Source organism: Leucobacter luti (assembly GCF_019464495.1).
Classification (GTDB): domain Bacteria; phylum Actinomycetota; class Actinomycetes; order Actinomycetales; family Microbacteriaceae; genus Leucobacter; species Leucobacter luti_A.
Window position 1 is genome coordinate 2,547,352 of the sequence record NZ_CP080492.1, and the last position, 17,294, is coordinate 2,564,645.

The following is a 17,294-nucleotide window of genomic DNA, read 5'->3' on the forward strand; positions in this document are numbered from 1 at the left end:
CGCTAGGCTTGAGGCATGGCGAAGCGCAGAATCTCGGATGCTGAGGGCCGCGCGGCGCTCGCGGAGGCCACCGGTCCGGCAGGCACGGATGCCCCTCGAACGGTGCGCGCGATGGCCGTGCGTTTCTTGCTCGAAGAACTCGCTGAGCGAGCGCCAGGCAACTCCGTCGAGGTGCGTGTCCCCCCGTTCGGTGCCGTGCAGTGCGTGCCTGGCCCGCGGCACACCCGTGGTACTCCGGCCAACGTGATCGAGACGGATCCCGATACCTGGCTCGCTCTGGCGACCGGGAGCCTCTCCTGGGACGAAGCCGTCGCTGCGGCACGAATCAACGCGTCCGGATCGCGCGCCACGCTTGATGGGCTCCTCCCGCTCATGCGCTCCGCCCGGTGACACGATCCACAGCCCGAGCCTGAGACAATAGAGGCATGAGTACTCCCGACGCCTCGGATCCGCAGACCCGCCAGGATCCCGCCCCGCAGGCTGAAACCCCTGTTGCGGCTTCAGCGCCCGCTGCTGCACGTGTTCCTGCGGAGCCCGTCACGGCAGCGCCGGAGCACGAGTCTGAGGAACCTGAGCCGGTCGTGGTAGTTGCTGAGCGCGAGGTCACGCTCCAGCGCTCCGTTCGCTATGGTCGCGTGATCGTCGGACTCGCGCTGCTCGGCGCCGTGGTGGGGATGATCGCTTCAGCATTCTTCCCGATCCTCGATGATGCCAACTACACACTCGGTCAGATCGCCGGCTTCATGGCCCTCATCGGCGGCGCGATCGGGCTCTTCCTGGGTGGCGTGCTCGCGCTGATCCTGGGAGTTATCGCCAGGCGTACCCGAGGTCGCGGGGTCGCAATTCAGTCCGACGTGCGATAATCACGTCACCACGATCGATCGGAGCATCTCTCATGCTTGGTAACCTCAGTGGCTGGCACCTGCTGGTCATCCTTTTCGTCATCCTGCTGTTGTTTGGTGCACCGAAGCTGCCCGGTCTCGCGAAGAGCCTCGGCCAGTCGATGCGTATTCTGAAGAAGGAAGTGCGCAGCGACGCGGACGACGCACCAGAGACCCCGGCTGACAAGGCCGCAACACCGCGCAACACCGACGCGTCCTAGACGCGCCATCGCGAACGGAGTAGGAACAGAATGATCGGCAACATGGGCGGCCCTACGCTGCTCGTCATCCTCTTCATCGTGCTGTTGTTGTTTGGTGCACCGAAGCTGCCCGGTCTCGCGAAGAGCCTCGGCCAGTCGATGCGCATCTTGAAGAAGGAAGTGCGCAGCGACGACGCGAAGAGCGACGAGGCAGGCACAGCAGCGACTGAGGCGAAGCCGGAGAGCGCGGAGGCCGCGCCGGATGCCCCTGCTCCGAAGCGGCCGTCGGACGGCTCTGATCCGGTGTAGCACATCAAAAAGCCGGGGTGCGAACTGCACCCCGGCTTTTTCGTGTCTGAAACGCCCTAGCTCTCCTGCGTGGCCTCGACCCAGGCGAGGTACTCTGCGTCGACGTTGCCGGCGATGTACTCGCCGGTGAAGCAGCTCTGCTCAAGGCGGGTCACAGCGGACTGGCCGCCGAGGATTGCCCGGTTCATGCCGTCGACCGTCTGGTACACGAGCCGGTCGCTGCCCATCGCCGCATTGATTTCTGAATTCGTGCGGTCGTGCGCGATGAGCTCAGAGCGGGTGGGCATGTTGATGCCGTAAACGTGTGGGAACAGCACCGGGGGAGCCGCTGAGGCGAAGGTGACGCTAGCGGCTCCCGCGGCGCGGGCCATCTCGATGATCTCCTTCGAGGTGGTGCCACGCACGATCGAATCGTCAACGAGCAGTACATTCTTGCCCGCGAATTCGGTGCTCATCGCGTTCAGCTTCTGCCGCACGCTGCGCTTGCGAACAGCCTGTCCGGGCATGATGAAGGTGCGGCCGACGTAGTGGTTCTTGAAGAAGCCCTCGCGGTACGGAATCCCGAGTTTCTGCGCCATCTGCATCGCACTGGGGCGACCTGAATCCGGAATCGGCATGACGACATCGATATCCCCGGTCGGGATCTCCTGCGCAACGGTCTCGGCGAGTGATTCACCCAGGCGGAGACGCGCGTCGTAGACCGAAATGCCGCTCAGCACGGAGTCGGGGCGCGCGAGGTAAATGTACTCGAATGCGCACGGCACCAGCTCGGACGTCGTCGAGCACTGACGGGAGGTCATCGCCCCGTCCGGGGTTATCAGAATCGCTTCGCCCGGGCGCACATCGCGCACGATCTCGTAGCCACCTGATTCGAGCACGAGCGATTCAGACGCGACGATCCACTCGTCTTGCCCGTTCGCCCCGCTGCGCTTCCCGAGCACAAGCGGGCGGATGCCAAATGGATCGCGGAAGGCGAGCAGGCCGTAGCCAGCGATGAGGGCGATCGAGGCGTAGGAGCCCTCGACCCGTTCGTACACGCGGGTGACCGCATCGAAAATCTGATCCTCGTCGAGCGACAGACCCGCGATCCCTGCCTGGAGCTCGTTCGCAAGGACATTGAGGAGGAGCTCGGTGTCCGAGTGCGTGTTGAGGTGGCGGCGATCTACGTTGTACAGCTCAGCTGTAAGTTCACGCGTATTCGTGAGATTGCCATTGTGCACGAGGATGATGCCGTAGGGGGCGCCGACGTAGAACGGCTGTGCCTCTTCTTCGCGGGCGGCGTTGCCCCGGGTGGCGTAGCGGACATGGCCCAGGCCGACGGTGCCGGCGAGCTGACGCATATCGCGGGTGCGGTACGCCTCGCGCACCTGCCCGCGAGCTTTTACCATGTGGAAGAAATCGCCCTCAAGCGTGGCGATTCCAGTTGAGTCCTGACCTCGGTGCTGCAGCAGCAGCAAGCTGTCGTAAATCTGCTGGTTGACGGGTTCAGATGAGACGATACCGACGATGCCGCACATGCTGTTGTGTTGCTCCCTGGGGGTGGGTGGTGCGCCAGACAGACGCACTGAGTAGTCTCCCACACCCGGGCGCAGCCAGTGCACTCAGAACGGGCAGGGTGACACTCGCGGCAATGTAGGCTGGTGGCGTGAGCGAAAACGCGTCGATCTATGCCCAGTCCGGAGTGGATACCGCGGCGGGTGACCTCGCCGTCGAGCTGATGAAGTCGGCGGTGTCACGCACCCACGGCCCAGAGGTGCTCGGAGGTGTCGGCGGCTTTGCCGGAATGTTCGATGCCTCTGCGCTGCTTGGATATCGCAAGCCGCTGCTCGCGAGCTCGACTGACGGCGTCGGCACGAAGGTCGCAATTGCGCAGGCCATCGACAAGCACGACACGATCGGTCAAGACCTCGTTGCGATGGTCGTTGACGACATCGTGGTGGTGGGCGCTAAGCCGCTCTTCATGACGGACTACATCGCGTGCGGCAAGATTGTTCCACAGCGGATCGCGGATATCGTGCGTGGTATTGCCGAAGCTTGTGAGGCTACGGGCACTGCCCTCGTGGGCGGCGAGACGGCGGAGCACCCCGGCCTCCTCGGCGTTGATGACTACGACGTGGCAGGAGCCGCCACCGGTGTGGTTGAGGCCGACAAGATGTTGCAGCCTGCGCGCGTCCAGGACGGCGATGTGGTGCTCGCGATGGCGGCCTCCGGCTTGCACTCCAACGGCTTCTCGCTTGTGCGTCATATTCTTGCCGAGAAAGGCATTGGCTATTCTGAGCACAGCGCAGAGCTGGGCACCAGCTATGGCGAGGCACTGCTGACGCCGACGGCGCTGTACACAGCGCCGCTCTTGCGGGTCCTGGAAGATTCGACTCTCGACGGCGCGATCCACGTTCTCAGCCACGTCACTGGCGGCGGCATCGCTGCGAATCTCGCCCGCGTCCTGCCGCAGGGATCCTGGGTCGAGGTTGATCGCGCGAGCTGGTCGCCGCTGCCCGTGTTCCGTCACCTCGCAGATCTCGGCGGTCACTCGCTTGAGTCGCTTGAGGGGGCATGGAACCTCGGGGTCGGCATGTTTGCCGTGGTTTCCGCTGCCCAGGCACCGCAGGTCGCTGCCGCACTGACCGCTGAGGGTCTGCAGACGTGGGTCGCCGGTGCCGTCTCACTGAGCACACGCGACCTCACCGGCTTCGAACAGGGTGCCAAGGGTGTCGACGGCGGGGCCGTGCGCCTCACCGGCACCTACGCCGCGTAGTCCTCACTGTGCCCCGGCCGCGATCGGGAGGGGCCAGGACTGCGACGGGACGACTCACGGGACCCGCACGCATCGCCCAATTCCGCAGAGCCTGCGCTGGGGTGCCGAGAGCGTGCACGAGGGGCCCTCTGCGAGAGAATCACGTTCCAACCTGACATCGTGTGAGTGCCCGCCGCACCGTGGTGCGCAGGATCATCTCAACAGCAGCGGGTGGACTGGATCACAACGGCGGGTCACGGCTCTGAGGTCACGGCTGCGGGACTCACAGCGCAGGAGAACTCAGTTGGATCAGTGCAGCGAGATCAGTCCGGCATGATCAGTCGGGTTGGATCAGTGCTGCGGGGTCAACTGTGCGGGATGAGTCCGGTTCAGTCACGCCTGCTGGATCAGCGCCGTGGCAATCACCGCGAGACCTTCTCCGCGCCCGGTGAAGCCGAGATGGTCGGTGGTGGTGGCGGCGAGGGACACCGGAGCGCCGACGAGTTCACTCATCGCTAACTGCGCCTCCGCGCGGCGTGCCGAGAACCGGGGACGATTGCCCACGATCTGCACGGATACGTTCACCGGCTCCCAACCGGCTGCCGTCAGTCGCTCGCGCGCCAAGCGCACGAAAGCGGTGCTCGCTGCCCCCTCAGTGTCCGGCTCATCGACGCCCACAAGTTCACCGATGTCCCCGAGCCCGGCTGCTGACAGCAGCGCATCCACGACTGCATGGCAGACCGCGTCTCCGTCGCTGTGCCCCGAGAGTCCTGGCTCTCCTGGCCAGTCGAGGCCAGCAAGGCGAAGCGGCGCTGCGGCGTCGTACGCGTGAACATCGAAACCCGAGCCGACGCGGATCATGCCTCGACCTCGAGCCCGATCGCGTTCGCGTTCAAGAAGTGCTCAAGGATTGGCAGGTCCTCCTGCGTGGTGAGTTTGTGCGCGCGCAGTTCGCCCGGCACGGTGCGGACCCGGCCGCCGGCTCGCTGCACGACTTCAGCGTCATCGGTGGGGAGTGACGGTGCGCCGTCCTCCGATCGCGCACTGTGGGCGGACGCGAGAAGCTCGCGCGTGAAACCCTGCGGCGTTTGGACGGCAACGAGCGGGGCGCGATCCACGGTCTCGTGCACGATCCCCTCCGCATCGACCCGCTTGAGCGTGTCTGAGACGGGCAGGGCGGGGATCACGGCGTCGCCGGTTCTACGCACTTCGGCTGCGACGCGCTCGAAGAGGTCAGCGCTGGCGAACGGCCGCGCCGCGTCGTGCACGAGCACAGTGTCGATAGATTCTGGCAACGCAGCGAGACCGAACCGGACCGATTCGTGTCGTTCTCGGCCGCCGTTCACCACTGATACAGTCCAGCTCGAGTCCCGCGGCAGGATTGCGTCGACCATCGTGAGTGTCTGGGCCGCATGGGCTTCGGGGATGACGATCGTGAGATGGCCGGTGTGGGGCAGCGACGTCACGACACTGATCCCGAACTCGATCAAGGTGCGGCCGTGGAGCTCAACGAACGCTTTCGGCACCGCGGCACCGAGGCGCTGGCCGGATCCCGCACCTACGAGCACCACACCGAGCGTGGCAATCGAGTGAGCGGCTGGATCATTCTGGATCACGGTCATACGCCCAGGGTACTCCGTGCTGCAGCGACCTCGGTGGCCTTCAGAAAACACGAAACGCCCTGCACAGGGTGCGGGGCGTTTCGTGAAACCGGGGGTGCGAGCACTAGGAGGCGAGAACCTCGTCGAGCACTGCTCCGGCCTTTTCTTCGTCGGTCTTCTCGGCGAGCGCCAGCTCGGAGACGAGGATCTGCCGCGCCTTCGCGAGCATGCGCTTCTCTCCGGCGGACAGTGATCGTACTTCCTGATCACGACGCCACAGATCGCGCACCACTTCGGAAACCTTGATGACATCGCCGGAGGCGAGCTTCTCAAGGTTCGCCTTGTAGCGGCGTGACCAGTTCGTCGGTTCTTCGGTGAAGGGGGCGCGGAGCACTTCGAACACTTGCTCGAGGCCCTCCTGGTCGATCACGTCGCGTACACCGACGAGATCGCAGTTCTCAGCGGGGACCTCGATGGTGAGATCTCCCTGGTTCACCTGCAGCTTCAGAAAAAGTTTCTCTTCGCCACCCAGCTTGCGCTTCTTCACCTCGATGATCTTGGCGGCGCCATGGTGGGGGTAGACAACGGTCTCTCCGACCTCAAATTGCATCGAGTGGCTCCTTTACAGTCCAACCATTAGAATACCACACCCCTGGGCCCCAGGGTTAGGCTTACCTAAGCTGCATCCGCTGTGCGGGGGTGAGTATGATTGAGATTGACTGTGCGCGTCAGACTCTGCCGCGGTACACACGACAGAACCACGGCTCGGAGGACCACCTTGAAGATTCGGATTGCCTCGTCTATTGCGATCGCGGCGGCCCTCGCACTCGGCGCCACCGGGTGCAGCCTGATCGCTCCGCAGGGCACGCTTAAGCCCTACGCCCCGAGCGATGGCGTTGACGTCAACGTTTCCGGTATTGATGTGCGAAACATCATGCTGATTGCCGACGAGAGTGGCGAGAACTTCAACGTCGTCTTCGGCTCGGTGAATCTCACCGAAGCGGAGCAGGAGCTCGCGATTAGCTTCACCAGCGAGGGGAGCCAGAAGGCACGCGCTGAGTTCACGATTCCGACTGGCAACACGCTGTTCGGGAACCCGGCAGGCGAGGAGACTCCCGTGCTCGTGACGATCCCGGGCGCCGTTCCCGGTGCGACGGTCGACGCGTACTTCCAGAAGGCCGGTGCTGAAGAAGTCAAGTACGAGGTGCCCGTGCTGGACGGCACGCTCGCCGAGTACCGCGACTACGTGCTGCCCGCAGATTTCTCGCAGACGGCTGATGTGACGAAGTCCGAGAAAGATCTGGAAGCAGCCGATGAGGCTGCCGCTGACACCAAGATCAACGACGACCGCGAGGCTGTCGAAGAAATCAACTAATCCGTCTTGGCCGCTCTCGCGGTCGAGCGAACGCAGCACGCCCCGGGTCTCAGACCCGGGGCGTGCTGCGTTGCATGGAGCGCTACTTCGCGTCGGACCGCTCCGTGATTCGCAGGTCAAGGGGAAAATCGACCGGCGCTCCTGGAAACAGCAGCTGTCCGGCATCGTCGGCTGCGGCACGAATCGCCGTGGCGACCGCTTCAGCCTGCTCAGCGGGTGCGTGCACGATCACTTCGTCGTGGAGAAAGAACACCAGGTGGGCGCGGCGCGAGAACACTCGTCCGGAGGCCGCCGCGTGCGACCCGTCGGTGACGAGCGGCAGCTCCCAGAGCCGGCTTCGGAGGCCAGCGAGCCAGGCGAGCGCCCACTCTGCGGCGGTGCCCTGCACGATAAAGTTGCGGGTGAACCGGCCCAGATCGCGCGCTGTGCGCCGCGCCCGCGCCTCATCAGCTGGGGTCGCACCCGGCATGCTCGCCTTCGATTGCTCCGCTGCCCATTCCGGAGAGGGCGGAGGGGAGGTGCGTCCCAGCTTGGTCGCGACTTTGCCGCCCTGCTCTCCGGTGCTTGCCGCCCGATCCAGCATCCCCATTGCCGCTGGGTAGGCCCGGCGCAGTCGTGGCGCGAGCCGCCCGGCCTCCCCGGTGGTGGCGCCGTACATCGCACCGAGCATCGCGAACTTTGCCTCCTCCCGGGTAGCGACGGCCCCGGTTTCCACGATCCCGGTGTAGAGATCGGCGCCGCGTGCCGCCGCCGCAAGCGCGCGATCGCCAGCATAGGCTGCGAGGACACGCGGCTCGAGCTGCGCGACATCAGCACTGACGAGCCGCCACCCGGGATCCGCGCGCACGGCTGGACGGAGCTGCCTGGGCAGTTGCAGCGCCCCGCCGCCGCTTGATGCCCAGCGCCCGGTCACCACGCCCCCAGGTACGTAGACGGGGCGGTAGCGCCCCTCATGGACCCATTCATCGAGCCAGGCCCACCCGTTGGCGGTCAACAGCCGAGCGAGTTTTTTGTATCGCAGGAGCGGGGCGATCACGGGGTGCTCATGTTCCATGAGTTCCCACTGCGACGTTGACGCGACATCGACGCCGGCTGTGCGCAACGCGCGGATGAGCTTGGGTGGCGAATCGAGGTTCGCGGTGGCGTCGCCGAGTGCCGCGCGCACCTCCTCGCCAACGGTGAGCATCGCCTGCGGCTTCACTCCAGGCGCAGGCCGCGGACCGAGCTCCGCGGCCAGCAACCGGTCATGCTCCGCCACATCCCACGGCACTCCAGCCGTCGCCATTTCGATCGCGATGAGTGCACCAGCAGATTCTGCGGCGAGGAGCAGACCCAGATCACGACGGGTTGCCTCAGCTGCCCGCTGTCGTGCGAATTCGGCGAGCGCGGCGGTCAGCGAATGCGGAACGCTGTCAGGGCCGGCTGCGGGCACCCCAAAATCAAACAGGGTGGCCTCGGGGCGTGCTGCTGCGACGGGGATCGTTGGGCCTGCATCCCACTCCAGAGCCGTGCGCAGCGGCACCGGATCTGCCACGCGCTCTGACAGCGCCAGAACTGCGTGGCACAGTCTGAGGTCGTGGCACCGCGCGATCCGTACTCCGGCTTCGAGCAGCCGGGGGTACCAGTGCGGTGTATCGCTCCACACCCAGCGAGGCGACTCAGCGGCTTCCCGCTCGGCAACGAACTCCGCGAGCGCAGCAGGGGAGAGCGGGACGACTGGCCCGGTTTCTCCGCTGCGTGTCAGAGGAACCGCGCTTAACTCTCCCGCAGCTGATTCGCCCAGCACCCACCACGTGGGGGAAGCGTTCATGGCAGCGAGATCGGGCACTGGCTCAGGCTACTCGCACCCTCTGACATCGCTGAAGTCACCCCCGGGATAGGAAGTGCGCGAGCGCGAGGTGTTGCTACCCGAAGCGATACCCGACGCCGCGCACCGTGGAGATCAGCTTCGGTTGCGAGGCCTCCTCCTCGATGCGTGCTCGAATCCGCTTCACGTGCACGTCGAGCGTCTTCGTATCGCCGTAGTAGTTGCTGCCCCACACGCGGTCGATGAGCTGGCCACGGGTGAGCACTCGACCAGAGTGCCGCATCAGCATCTCCAACAGTTCAAACTCACGCAGGGGCATCGCGATCTCTTCACCGCGCACGGTGACGGAGTGGCGCTCGGAATCGAGCCGGATCCCCAACTCGTCGAGCACGAAAGCATCGAGATTCTCGCGCTCTTCCTCTACGGACCCGGATCGCCGGAGGGCCGCGCGCACGCGCGCAAGCAACTCGCGTGTGGAGTAGGGCTTCGTAATGTAGTCGTCCGCGCCGAGCTCAAGGCCAACGACGATGTCGATTTCGCTGTCCTTTGCGGTGAGCATGATGATCGGGACCTGCGAGGTGAGCCGAATCGCTCGGCACACCTCCGTGCCTGGCAAGCTCGGGAGCATCAGGTCGAGCAGGATCAGATCCGGCTGCACGGTGGCGAAGCTGGTGAGCGCCTCGGCGCCATCATCGACGACCGTAATCCGATATCCCTCGCGTTCGAGCAGGAAGGCGAGCGGGCGAGAGATTGATTCCTCGTCCTCAACGAGCAGAATGTGCTGAGCCACTACGGGGTTCCCTTCGGGGGCTTGGCTGCCTGCGCAGCAGGCGTCTGAGCAGACTGGGAGGTGCGCTCCGCCGCGGTGCGCACCGCGCGCTTCGCCTTCTTGATGCGCTTCGCACCCTTCGACGACGAGGCTTCGTGGAGCGGAAATGTCAGGGTGAAGCTGGATCCGACATCTGGCTGCGACCACACGTCGACGTCGCCTCCGTGCGCGCGCATCGTGTGCCTGGCGATACTGAGCCCGAGCCCGGTGCCGCCGTCGCCGCGCGTGCGGGCGCCATCCACGCGATAGAAGCGCTCGAAGATGCGAGGAAGGTGCTCGGGGGCGATCCCCTCACCCTGGTCGGTCACTGTCACCGTGAAGCGGCCGCGCTCCGCGCTCATTCCGATGCCGACTCTGCCACCTTCCGGAGAATGCCGGATCGCGTTGCTCAGGAGGTTGGCGACTGCCGAAGCCAGTGAGGTGGGGCGTCCCAGAATGATGGAGTCTTCGCTGGCGACAGAATCATCGGTGATGACGAGCTCGACATCGTGCTGGCCCGCGAACGAGCGGTGCGAGTCGACCTCACCGCGCACCAGATCGCGCAGCGAGACAGATTCACGATCCTCCGGACGCAGCGCGGATTGGGCTTCTGACAGTTGGATGATGTCGCGCGAGAGCTCGCCGAGTCTGCGAGACTCCTTCACCAGGCTCTTGGAGAACTCACGAACTAGCTCGGGTTCGTCTGCGGCCTGCTGCGTAGCCTCGGCGAGCAGGCCGATCGCAGCGATTGGGGTCTTGAGCTCATGACTGACATTGGCGATGAAGTCTCTGCGCATCGCGTTCACGCGTTGTTCTTCCCCCAGATCCTCGGCGAGGATGAGGACGAAGCGGCGCTGGAACCGAACAATGTGAATCCGTACGGTGTCCGCTGAGTGATTGGGATCCGGCTCGTGGGTGTCCGGGATCCCCGTTGACATCACCTGCCGTACTCGCGCAAGGAAGTCAGGATCAGCGAGCTCGGCGTCGCCAATGTGCCGCTCTTCTCTCGCCGTCCGGTTCGCATACACCGGGGCGAGTGAGGAGTCGAGGATCACCGCGAACGTGTCGATCTCATCAAGGATCGATGTGGCGACTTCAGGAAGTTCGGGTCGCATTTCCGCCGCGCGGCGCACGCCGGCTCTGCGGGCGCCCACGATTGCTACCGTGGTACCAGCGCCGATCAGCACGCCGAGTGCGATCGAGGCGAGCACGAGCAAGGCCGGGTTCATGTCTCTCATCGTAGAGGGGTGGTTTTCCTGAACAGGCAGAGTTCAACTGTTGTTCACCTGCCTGTGCGGCTCGGTTCACCGATGCAACGCAGACTGGGGAGGGTGCCCGGTGGCGCGAAACGAGAGAGGAAACCGCATGCGTGAAGTGTTTCAGCAGTCGCTGCGCGAAGTTCAAGACCGGTTGGTGAAGATCGCCGAGCTTGTTGAAGAAGCGATCGAGAACGCGACGAGTGCGTTTGGGAACTCAGATGTCGCGATCGCCGAGCGGGTGATCGACGGGGTCGAGGAGATCGAGACGCGCGCTGCAGAGCTCGATCAGCACGCGATCGACATTCTGGCGCGGCAGCAGCCCGTGGCGTCGGATCTGCGGTTGGTAGTCGGCGCGCTGCGCATGAGCTCATCGCTCGAGCGCATGGCCGACCTGGCACAGCACATCGCGCAGCTCGCACGATACAGGTACCCCGAGAGTGCAATCCCGAAGGGACTCTCGAAGACCTTCGTGCGAATGGCAGCGCTCGATGTCGAAATGGCAGCGAAGCTGGTCGAGCTGCTGCGCACCCAGGAGCCCAGCGTCATTGCCGAGATCCGAGATCTCGACGACGATTTGGACGAACTCCACGCCAAAGTGTTCGAAAAGGTCCTGAGCGACAAGCTCGCGGACAACCCGACGGGGGTCGTTGATGCGACGCTCGCAAGCCGCTACCACGAGCGCTTCGGCGATCACGCGGTCAGCGTTGCAAAGCAGATGCAGTTCTTCCTCAGCGGCACGGTCGACCTGGACTAAGCGAATACGTGCGTGGCAGCCTTCCTGGAGGGCTGCCACGCACGAACGCTAGGCTTGAGGGGTGAAGCAACGCATCTACGACTCCCGCGCACAAGCGGTCGTCGACTTCGAACCTCGCGAACCAGGCAGGGTCGGCCTGTACGTCTGCGGTCCGACGGTGCAGTCGGCGCCGCACATCGGCCACTTGCGTAGTGGGCTGGTCTACGACCAGATGCGGCGCTGGTTCGAAGCGACCGGTCACGACGTGACTCTGATCCGCAACGTCACTGACATTGATGACAAGATCCTCGACAATGCACGCGCAGGCCAGGCCGCCGGTGGCAGCGAGGAGTGGTGGGCACTGGCCTACCGCGTCGAGCGCGAGTTCACCGCGGCATATGACGCGCTTGGGATACTGCCCCCCACCTATGAGCCCCGCGCCACCGCGAACGTCGCGCAGATGGTCGACCTAATCGAACTGCTCATTGCGCGCGGTCACGCGTACGTCGCCGCCGACGGATCGGCGAGCGTGTACTTCGATACGGCGAGCTGGCCGGAGTACGGCGCGCTGACGCGGCAGCGCCGAGACCAGATGGAAGACGCCGCTGATTCTGAGCCGGTCGGCAAGCGGGATCCGCGTGACTTTGCCCTCTGGAAGGCGTACCGCGAGACCGAGCCCGAGTCTGCCTCGTGGCCGTCGCCCTGGGGCCGCGGCCGTCCCGGCTGGCACATCGAGTGCTCCGCTATGGCGCAGCGCTACCTCGGCGAAGCTTTCGACATTCACGGCGGTGGCTTGGATCTGCGCTTCCCGCACCACGAGAACGAACTCGCGCAGTCGCACGCAGCCGGACACGCGTTTGCGCAGCACTGGGTGCACAACGGCCTGGTCAACACCGGCGGACAGAAGATGTCGAAGTCGCTCGGGAACTCGCTGTTCGCCGCCGACCTGCTCGCTCAGGCCCGGCCGATTGTGCTGCGCTACTACCTGGGGGCGGCCCACTACCGCTCCGTGCTCGACTACTCGGAGGGTTCGCTCGCTGAGGCTGAGGCCGCATTCTCGCGGATCGAGGGGTTCCTGGATCGGGCAGAAGCCTGGGGCGTTGACCTTGCGCTCCCCGTGGAGACAGACGCGCTCGCCGCAGTGCTCCCGGCCGACTTCGTAGCTGCGATGCTTGATGATTTCGCCGTGCCGCAAGCCCTCGCCGTGCTCCACCAAACGGTGCGCGCGGGCAATTCTGCGCTCGACGCGAAGGGTGCGGCGGATTCAGATCAGATTCGGACGTATACTTATCAGGCCCTGGGCATGCTCAACGCGCTCGGTCTCAATCCCCGAGACGCGCATTGGGTCGCCCCCGAGCGCACCACCGCGCTCGACAGTCTCGTCACGGATCTCATCGCGCAGCGATCTGAAGCTCGTGCGAATCGAGACTTTGCCAAGAGTGACGAGATCCGTGACGCCCTGCAGCAGGCAGGCATCGCGCTCGAAGACACCGCAACCGGAACACGCTGGAGCCTGATATGACGAATAAGAAGAGCCGCACTGGCGCGATCCGGAAGAAGGGGCTCGGCAAGGCCGTAGGCTCCGGAGGGCAGGGCCGCCAGGCTCTCGAGGGTCGCGGTCCCACGCCGAAAGCGGAGGAGCGTGAGTACCACGCCAAGTACAAGGCGAAAAAGTCGCGTGAGCGCTACGACGCTGCGAAAGCGCGCTATGCGGAGCGCACGGGGCAGACTCCCGATCGCGGCCGCGGTGGTAACAGCGGCGGCGGGCGCAAGAAGGACGAGTCCGAGCTGGTGACCGGCCGCAACGCCGTGGTCGAGGCGCTGCGCGCTCAGATCCCGGCCTCGACGCTGTACATCGCGTCACGCGTCGAGATGGATGACCGCATGCGCGAGATCCTGCGCCTTGCGACGAACCGGAACGTGCCGGTCCTCGAGGTCATGCGCCAAGAGCTGGACCGCATGACCGAGCGCGATACCGTGCACCAGGGCGTCGTGCTCAAGGTGCCGCCGATGGCGTACGCCCACCCCATGGAGATGCTGGATCAGATCATCGATCGCGATGAACTCCCGTTGATCGTGGCGCTCGATGGCGTGACGGATCCTCGCAACCTCGGTGCCATTATTCGTTCCGTCGGAGCTTTCGGCGGCCAGGGTGTTGTCGTCCCGCAGCGTCGTTCAGCAGGCCTGAACTCGGCCTCCTGGAAGACCTCCGCCGGAGCCGCAGCCCGAATCCCGGTCGCTATGGCGTCAAACCTGACGCAGACGATCAAAGAGTACAAAAAGCAGGGTGTGTTCATCGTCGGCCTCGACGGCGACGGCGACGTGTCGCTGCCCGGCCTGGAACTCGCAGACCGCCCGCTGATGATCGTAATCGGCAGCGAGGGCAAAGGCCTGTCCCGCCTCGTGACGGAGACGTGTGACGCGGTTGTATCGATCCCGATCAGCGCGGTCACTGAGTCACTGAACGCCGGGATCGCGGCGAGCGTGGCACTGTACGAAGTATCGCGGCTGCGCGCCGCAGGCACTGCCCCTGCGGAGTAGTTCGCACCCCTGAACGCTGGCGGGCAACGCAAATCACAATACGGTGAGATGCGTCGCCCGCCAGCGTTCTGCCGTCAGTTCAAGCCTGAGCGCCACTGCAATCGTGCGCTCAGGAGCGTGCAGCGCGACCGCCGCCTCGATCACTGTCGAGCACGGCCGGCTGACGTGCACCGGCCCAGGTATCGGCACCAGCAGGCGGTGGTCCTGGAAGAGCGTGCGCCGCTCTGTGCGTGCGGCACGCCGTTTCTGCAACTCGATTCTCACCTCCGGTGTGATCGTGCCTGCGAGTTGGGCGATGGTGCGCTTGCCCTCGATCACCTCGAAGGCGTAGAGCGCGAGGGCCTGAATTGCCTTCTTTGCAGGTGCGGCGCTGCGTTGCGCCCCCGAAGCATGCGGTCTGCGAAGGGTGCTGGGCGCCCCCGGCATCCTCCCTTCGTCTCTGGCTGAGGCCTGCTGCGGGTCCCGGGCCCTCGGCGCTTCCCCGGTGCTGTGCGTCTCCCGTTCGCTCGGCGCGTTCTCGGGGTTGGATTTCTCCTCGGTGCTGGGCAGCTCCTGGGCGCTGGATTTCTCCCTGGTGCTGGGCTTCTCCTGGGTGCGGGGCTTCTCCTGGGTATGGGGCGGTTCCTCGGTGCTGCGCGGTTCCTCGGTGCCGGGCTTCTCCCGGCTGCTCGGCGCTTTGCGGGTGCTGGGTGCCTCTTCGGCGTTGGATTTCTCACTTGTGCCGGGCGGCGGCTGGAACTCAACGAGTCGGAGCGGTGCTGGCGGCTGGGTGCTCTGGGACGGGCCAGCGCTCGCAACGCGGTGGTTCGTGCGGTGATCGGTGTCGGGGGCAGGCGCTCTCGCAGATTGGCTCACGGGGATCCTCTCGTAAATCCCGAATGTGACGCCCTGCGTGATCCCCCACCTTGCCCGCGTGATCCCGGATTTCTGGTGTGTGGTGCCCACCATAGGGAACCCGAGCCGAATCTGGTCAAATGGCAATTACGCCCTGGTCATTCTGGCCGCGGTGTGCGCTCTGCAAGAACCACGCGTGTGTGCTCTACTCTGGTCAGGTGGCCACACTCAGGAACCTCGCGACAAAGTACTCCTCCCTCAGCGAAGAGGAGATCGAGTGGCTGGAGCTGCTCACTTTGGACTGGCAGCTTCTCGCAGACCTCGCGCTCAGCGACGTCGTGCTGTGGGTGCCGACCAATGACGGTGACTACCTCGCAGTCGCGCACAGCAGGCCCGCGGGCTCCGTGACACTCTTCTATCGCGATGTGATCGGTGACTTCCTGCGTTCAGACTGGCGTGGCCTCGTGGACCAGGCCATGGAGACCGGGCAGCACGTCGCCTCCACCTCACCCGCGTGGTACGAGGAAAACCCGATGCGGCTCACCGCATACTCGGTGAGCCGGCTCGACAGCCACGGTGCAAAGCAGGGGCCGTTCGCCGTCGCCACCGTGCACACGAGCGTGGCCGATACGCAGCCGGCGTCCCGCATCGGAGCTGCGTTCCGCGAAGTGGCGAGCGATCTCTTCGGGATGATCCAGGCGGGGCTGTTCCCCTCCCCGAGTAACGCGCGTGGCGGCGAACAAGGCTCTCCGCGCGCCTCTGACGGACTCGTGCGCGTCAACCTTGACGGCGAGGCAACCTTCGCGAGCCCGAATACCCAGACGACGTTCACCACCCTGGGATACCGCGACGAAATTGAGGGTGAGAACTTCTCCGAGGTCATCGCCGAGATCGTGAAAGGGCAGTTCGACACGAACGAGTCGTTGCCGCTGATCGCGCAGGGCAAGATCGCGAAGCGGGTAGAGATCGATGCGCGAGGCCGCACCGTGACGCTGCGATCGATCCCCGTCATCCGTGACGGTGTGCGCGTCGGCGGAATCGTCCTCACACGCGACGTGACGGAACTGCGGCAACAGGCGCAAGAACTCATCACCAAGGACGCGACGATCCGCGAGATTCACCATCGCGTGAAGAACAATCTGCAGACCGTGGCCTCGCTGCTGCGTGTGCAGGCGCGGCGAGCGCGCAGCGAAGAAGCGAAAGAGGTGCTCGGCCAGGCGATGCGCCGCGTCGCCGCGATCGCGGTCGTGCACGACACCCTCGCGACCGGACTGTCACAGATCGTGAGCTTTGACGAGGTGTTCGACCGGGTGTTGGGGCTCGCAGCAGAGGTCGCAAGCTTGCACGGTACGACCGTGCACCCGCACAAAGAAGGATCGTTCGGAGAGCTGCCGTCGGAGTACGCAACACCCCTTGCGCTCGCCCTGACGGAAATTGTCACGAACGCTGTGGAGCACGGCCTCGCTGGCAAGGAGGGCGATGTCTACATCCGCGCTGATCGCAACGATACGCGGCTGACCGTTGAAGTCGTCGATACCGGCACCGGGCTGCCAGGAGGCACTGTCGGAGACGGCCTCGGCACTCAGATCGTGCGCACCCTGATTGAGGGGGAGCTCGGGGGCAGCATTGTCTGGGCCCCCGATGCCGCAGGCGGTACCCGCGTCTCGATTCAGATCCCACTGCACTGGATCTCCACTCAGACGCGTGAGATCCCCCGCATCCGGGGGTAGCGGTTCGCGGCACGCGCCGATGTAGCGTGGCGCGGTGCTGATCTAGCGTGGTGCGCCCGCCCGCCCAGCGTGGTGTGCCCGCCCACCCGCCGTGGTGCGGGCGCGCTTCTCGCGTGGTTGTGGGTGTGATCCGGCATTGATCCCGCGCCGCGCAACAGCGCTTCGTTCGCTCTCCGGCGCTCCCCTGTTCGGTAGGGCGGCTGCCTCGCTTTGCCCGGCGCTGCCTTGCCCTGCGATGCCTTGCCCTGCCTGGCGATGCAAAACCCGGGCATGAAAGTCCCGGTATTGCCCTGCGATCCCATTCCCACGCTTCCCAAAAACTCATGGGTCGAAATTCGGGCCTTCAGCTTGTTGAAGTCCCAAAATTCGACCCATGAATCGTTTCACCCGGCGGGGGAGGGCGCACTAGAGGGCGGAGGAGGCGGGCGAGGACCCGGCCACGGGGGCAATCGCGGGGGCGAGCGTCAGCGGGTAGAGAGCGG

At 65.1% G+C, this 17,294-nt stretch carries 19 protein-coding genes; 11 read left to right on the forward strand and 8 right to left on the reverse strand.

The genetic code is table 11. The features are described 5' to 3' along the window. The first annotated feature begins 15 nt into the window (after positions 1-15). From K1X41_RS11370 to K1X41_RS11385, 4 genes are read left to right on the forward strand one after another with little or no spacing between them, the layout of a single operon-like run. Entirely contained in the window at positions 16-390 is a 375-nt protein-coding gene (locus tag K1X41_RS11370) for a sterol carrier family protein (RefSeq protein WP_133615473.1), read from the forward strand. A 35-nt stretch (positions 391-425) separates the two neighbouring features. Continuing rightward, entirely contained in the window at positions 426-863 is a 438-nt protein-coding gene (locus tag K1X41_RS11375; protein WP_132201544.1) for an Asp23/Gls24 family envelope stress response protein, read from the forward strand. 32 nt (positions 864-895) lie between these two features. Next, positions 896-1,102: a twin-arginine translocase TatA/TatE family subunit gene (gene tatA / locus K1X41_RS11380; RefSeq protein ID WP_132201546.1), complete on the forward strand. Its 207-nt coding sequence runs from the start codon at positions 896-898 to the stop codon at positions 1,100-1,102. A gap of 30 nt (positions 1,103-1,132) precedes the next feature. Then, the gene (locus tag K1X41_RS11385; protein ID WP_132201548.1) at positions 1,133-1,390 is read left to right on the forward strand and encodes a twin-arginine translocase TatA/TatE family subunit; all 258 of its coding nucleotides are present in this window, start codon (positions 1,133-1,135) and stop codon (positions 1,388-1,390) included. A gap of 56 nt (positions 1,391-1,446) precedes the next feature. Here K1X41_RS11385 and purF read toward each other — a convergent pair whose 3' ends face one another. After that, entirely contained in the window at positions 1,447-2,907 is a 1,461-nt protein-coding gene (purF, locus tag K1X41_RS11390; protein ID WP_132201550.1) for an amidophosphoribosyltransferase, read from the reverse strand. Positions 2,908-3,035: 128 nt separating this feature from the next. Between purF and purM the strand changes: the two genes are divergently transcribed. Continuing rightward, a complete protein-coding gene (purM, locus tag K1X41_RS11395) occupies positions 3,036-4,145 on the forward strand; it encodes a phosphoribosylformylglycinamidine cyclo-ligase (RefSeq protein WP_133615475.1) in 1,110 nt (369 codons plus the stop codon). Positions 4,146-4,517: 372 nt separating this feature from the next. Here the strand turns inward: purM and ispF are convergent, their stop codons facing one another. The 3 genes from ispF to K1X41_RS11410 all read right to left on the reverse strand — a co-directional run bounded on the left by ispF (position 4,518) and on the right by K1X41_RS11410 (position 6,335). Continuing rightward, positions 4,518-4,985: a 2-C-methyl-D-erythritol 2,4-cyclodiphosphate synthase gene (ispF, locus tag K1X41_RS11400; RefSeq protein WP_220174664.1), complete on the reverse strand. Its 468-nt coding sequence runs from the start codon at positions 4,983-4,985 to the stop codon at positions 4,518-4,520. Further along, entirely contained in the window at positions 4,982-5,746 is a 765-nt protein-coding gene (gene ispD / locus K1X41_RS11405) for a 2-C-methyl-D-erythritol 4-phosphate cytidylyltransferase (RefSeq protein ID WP_220174665.1), read from the reverse strand. The genes ispF and ispD overlap by 4 nt, the downstream gene beginning before the upstream one ends. Positions 5,747-5,849: 103 nt before the next feature. Continuing rightward, complete coding sequence (locus tag K1X41_RS11410; protein WP_132201558.1) at positions 5,850-6,335, reverse strand: CarD family transcriptional regulator; 486 nt, start codon at positions 6,333-6,335, stop codon at positions 5,850-5,852. A gap of 168 nt (positions 6,336-6,503) precedes the next feature. Between K1X41_RS11410 and K1X41_RS11415 the strand changes: the two genes are divergently transcribed. Beyond that, positions 6,504-7,100 carry a DNA modification methylase gene (locus tag K1X41_RS11415; RefSeq protein ID WP_132201560.1) on the forward strand — a complete coding sequence of 199 codons (597 nt, stop codon included), beginning with the start codon at positions 6,504-6,506 and terminating at the stop codon, positions 7,098-7,100. A gap of 82 nt (positions 7,101-7,182) precedes the next feature. Here the strand turns inward: K1X41_RS11415 and K1X41_RS11420 are convergent, their stop codons facing one another. From K1X41_RS11420 to K1X41_RS11430, 3 genes are all read right to left on the reverse strand, one after another. After that, entirely contained in the window at positions 7,183-8,910 is a 1,728-nt protein-coding gene (locus tag K1X41_RS11420) for a bifunctional 3'-5' exonuclease/DNA polymerase (protein WP_220175840.1), read from the reverse strand. A 94-nt stretch (positions 8,911-9,004) separates the two neighbouring features. Continuing rightward, positions 9,005-9,697, reverse strand: a complete 693-nt coding sequence (locus tag K1X41_RS11425) for a response regulator transcription factor (protein ID WP_132201562.1) — start codon at positions 9,695-9,697, stop codon at positions 9,005-9,007. Then, positions 9,697-10,944 carry a sensor histidine kinase gene (locus K1X41_RS11430; RefSeq protein WP_133615477.1) on the reverse strand — a complete coding sequence of 416 codons (1,248 nt, stop codon included), beginning with the start codon at positions 10,942-10,944 and terminating at the stop codon, positions 9,697-9,699. The genes K1X41_RS11425 and K1X41_RS11430 overlap by 1 nt, the downstream gene beginning before the upstream one ends. Before the next feature lie 136 nt (positions 10,945-11,080). Between K1X41_RS11430 and phoU the strand changes: the two genes are divergently transcribed. From phoU to rlmB, 3 genes are all read left to right on the forward strand, one after another. Next, positions 11,081-11,728, forward strand: a complete 648-nt coding sequence (phoU, locus tag K1X41_RS11435; protein WP_132201566.1) for a phosphate signaling complex protein PhoU — start codon at positions 11,081-11,083, stop codon at positions 11,726-11,728. 61 nt (positions 11,729-11,789) lie between these two features. Continuing rightward, a complete protein-coding gene (gene cysS, locus K1X41_RS11440) occupies positions 11,790-13,229 on the forward strand; it encodes a cysteine--tRNA ligase (protein ID WP_220174666.1) in 1,440 nt (479 codons plus the stop codon). Then, a complete protein-coding gene (rlmB, locus tag K1X41_RS11445; RefSeq protein WP_132201570.1) occupies positions 13,226-14,248 on the forward strand; it encodes a 23S rRNA (guanosine(2251)-2'-O)-methyltransferase RlmB in 1,023 nt (340 codons plus the stop codon). The genes cysS and rlmB overlap by 4 nt, the downstream gene beginning before the upstream one ends. 33 nt (positions 14,249-14,281) lie before the next feature. Here rlmB and K1X41_RS15775 read toward each other — a convergent pair whose 3' ends face one another. After that, positions 14,282-14,674, reverse strand: a complete 393-nt coding sequence (locus K1X41_RS15775; RefSeq protein WP_258566521.1) for an Rv3235 family protein — start codon at positions 14,672-14,674, stop codon at positions 14,282-14,284. Positions 14,675-14,786: 112 nt separating this feature from the next. Here K1X41_RS15775 and K1X41_RS15780 point away from each other — a divergent pair, with 112 nt between their 5' ends. Both K1X41_RS15780 and K1X41_RS11455 read left to right on the forward strand, forming a co-directional pair. Then, positions 14,787-15,065 (forward strand): hypothetical protein, encoded by a 279-nt coding sequence (locus K1X41_RS15780; RefSeq protein WP_258566522.1) that lies wholly within the window; start codon positions 14,787-14,789, stop codon positions 15,063-15,065. Between the two features lie 235 nt (positions 15,066-15,300). Continuing rightward, a complete protein-coding gene (locus tag K1X41_RS11455) occupies positions 15,301-16,812 on the forward strand; it encodes a sensor histidine kinase (protein ID WP_133615480.1) in 1,512 nt (503 codons plus the stop codon). The last annotated feature ends 482 nt before the right edge of the window (positions 16,813-17,294 follow it).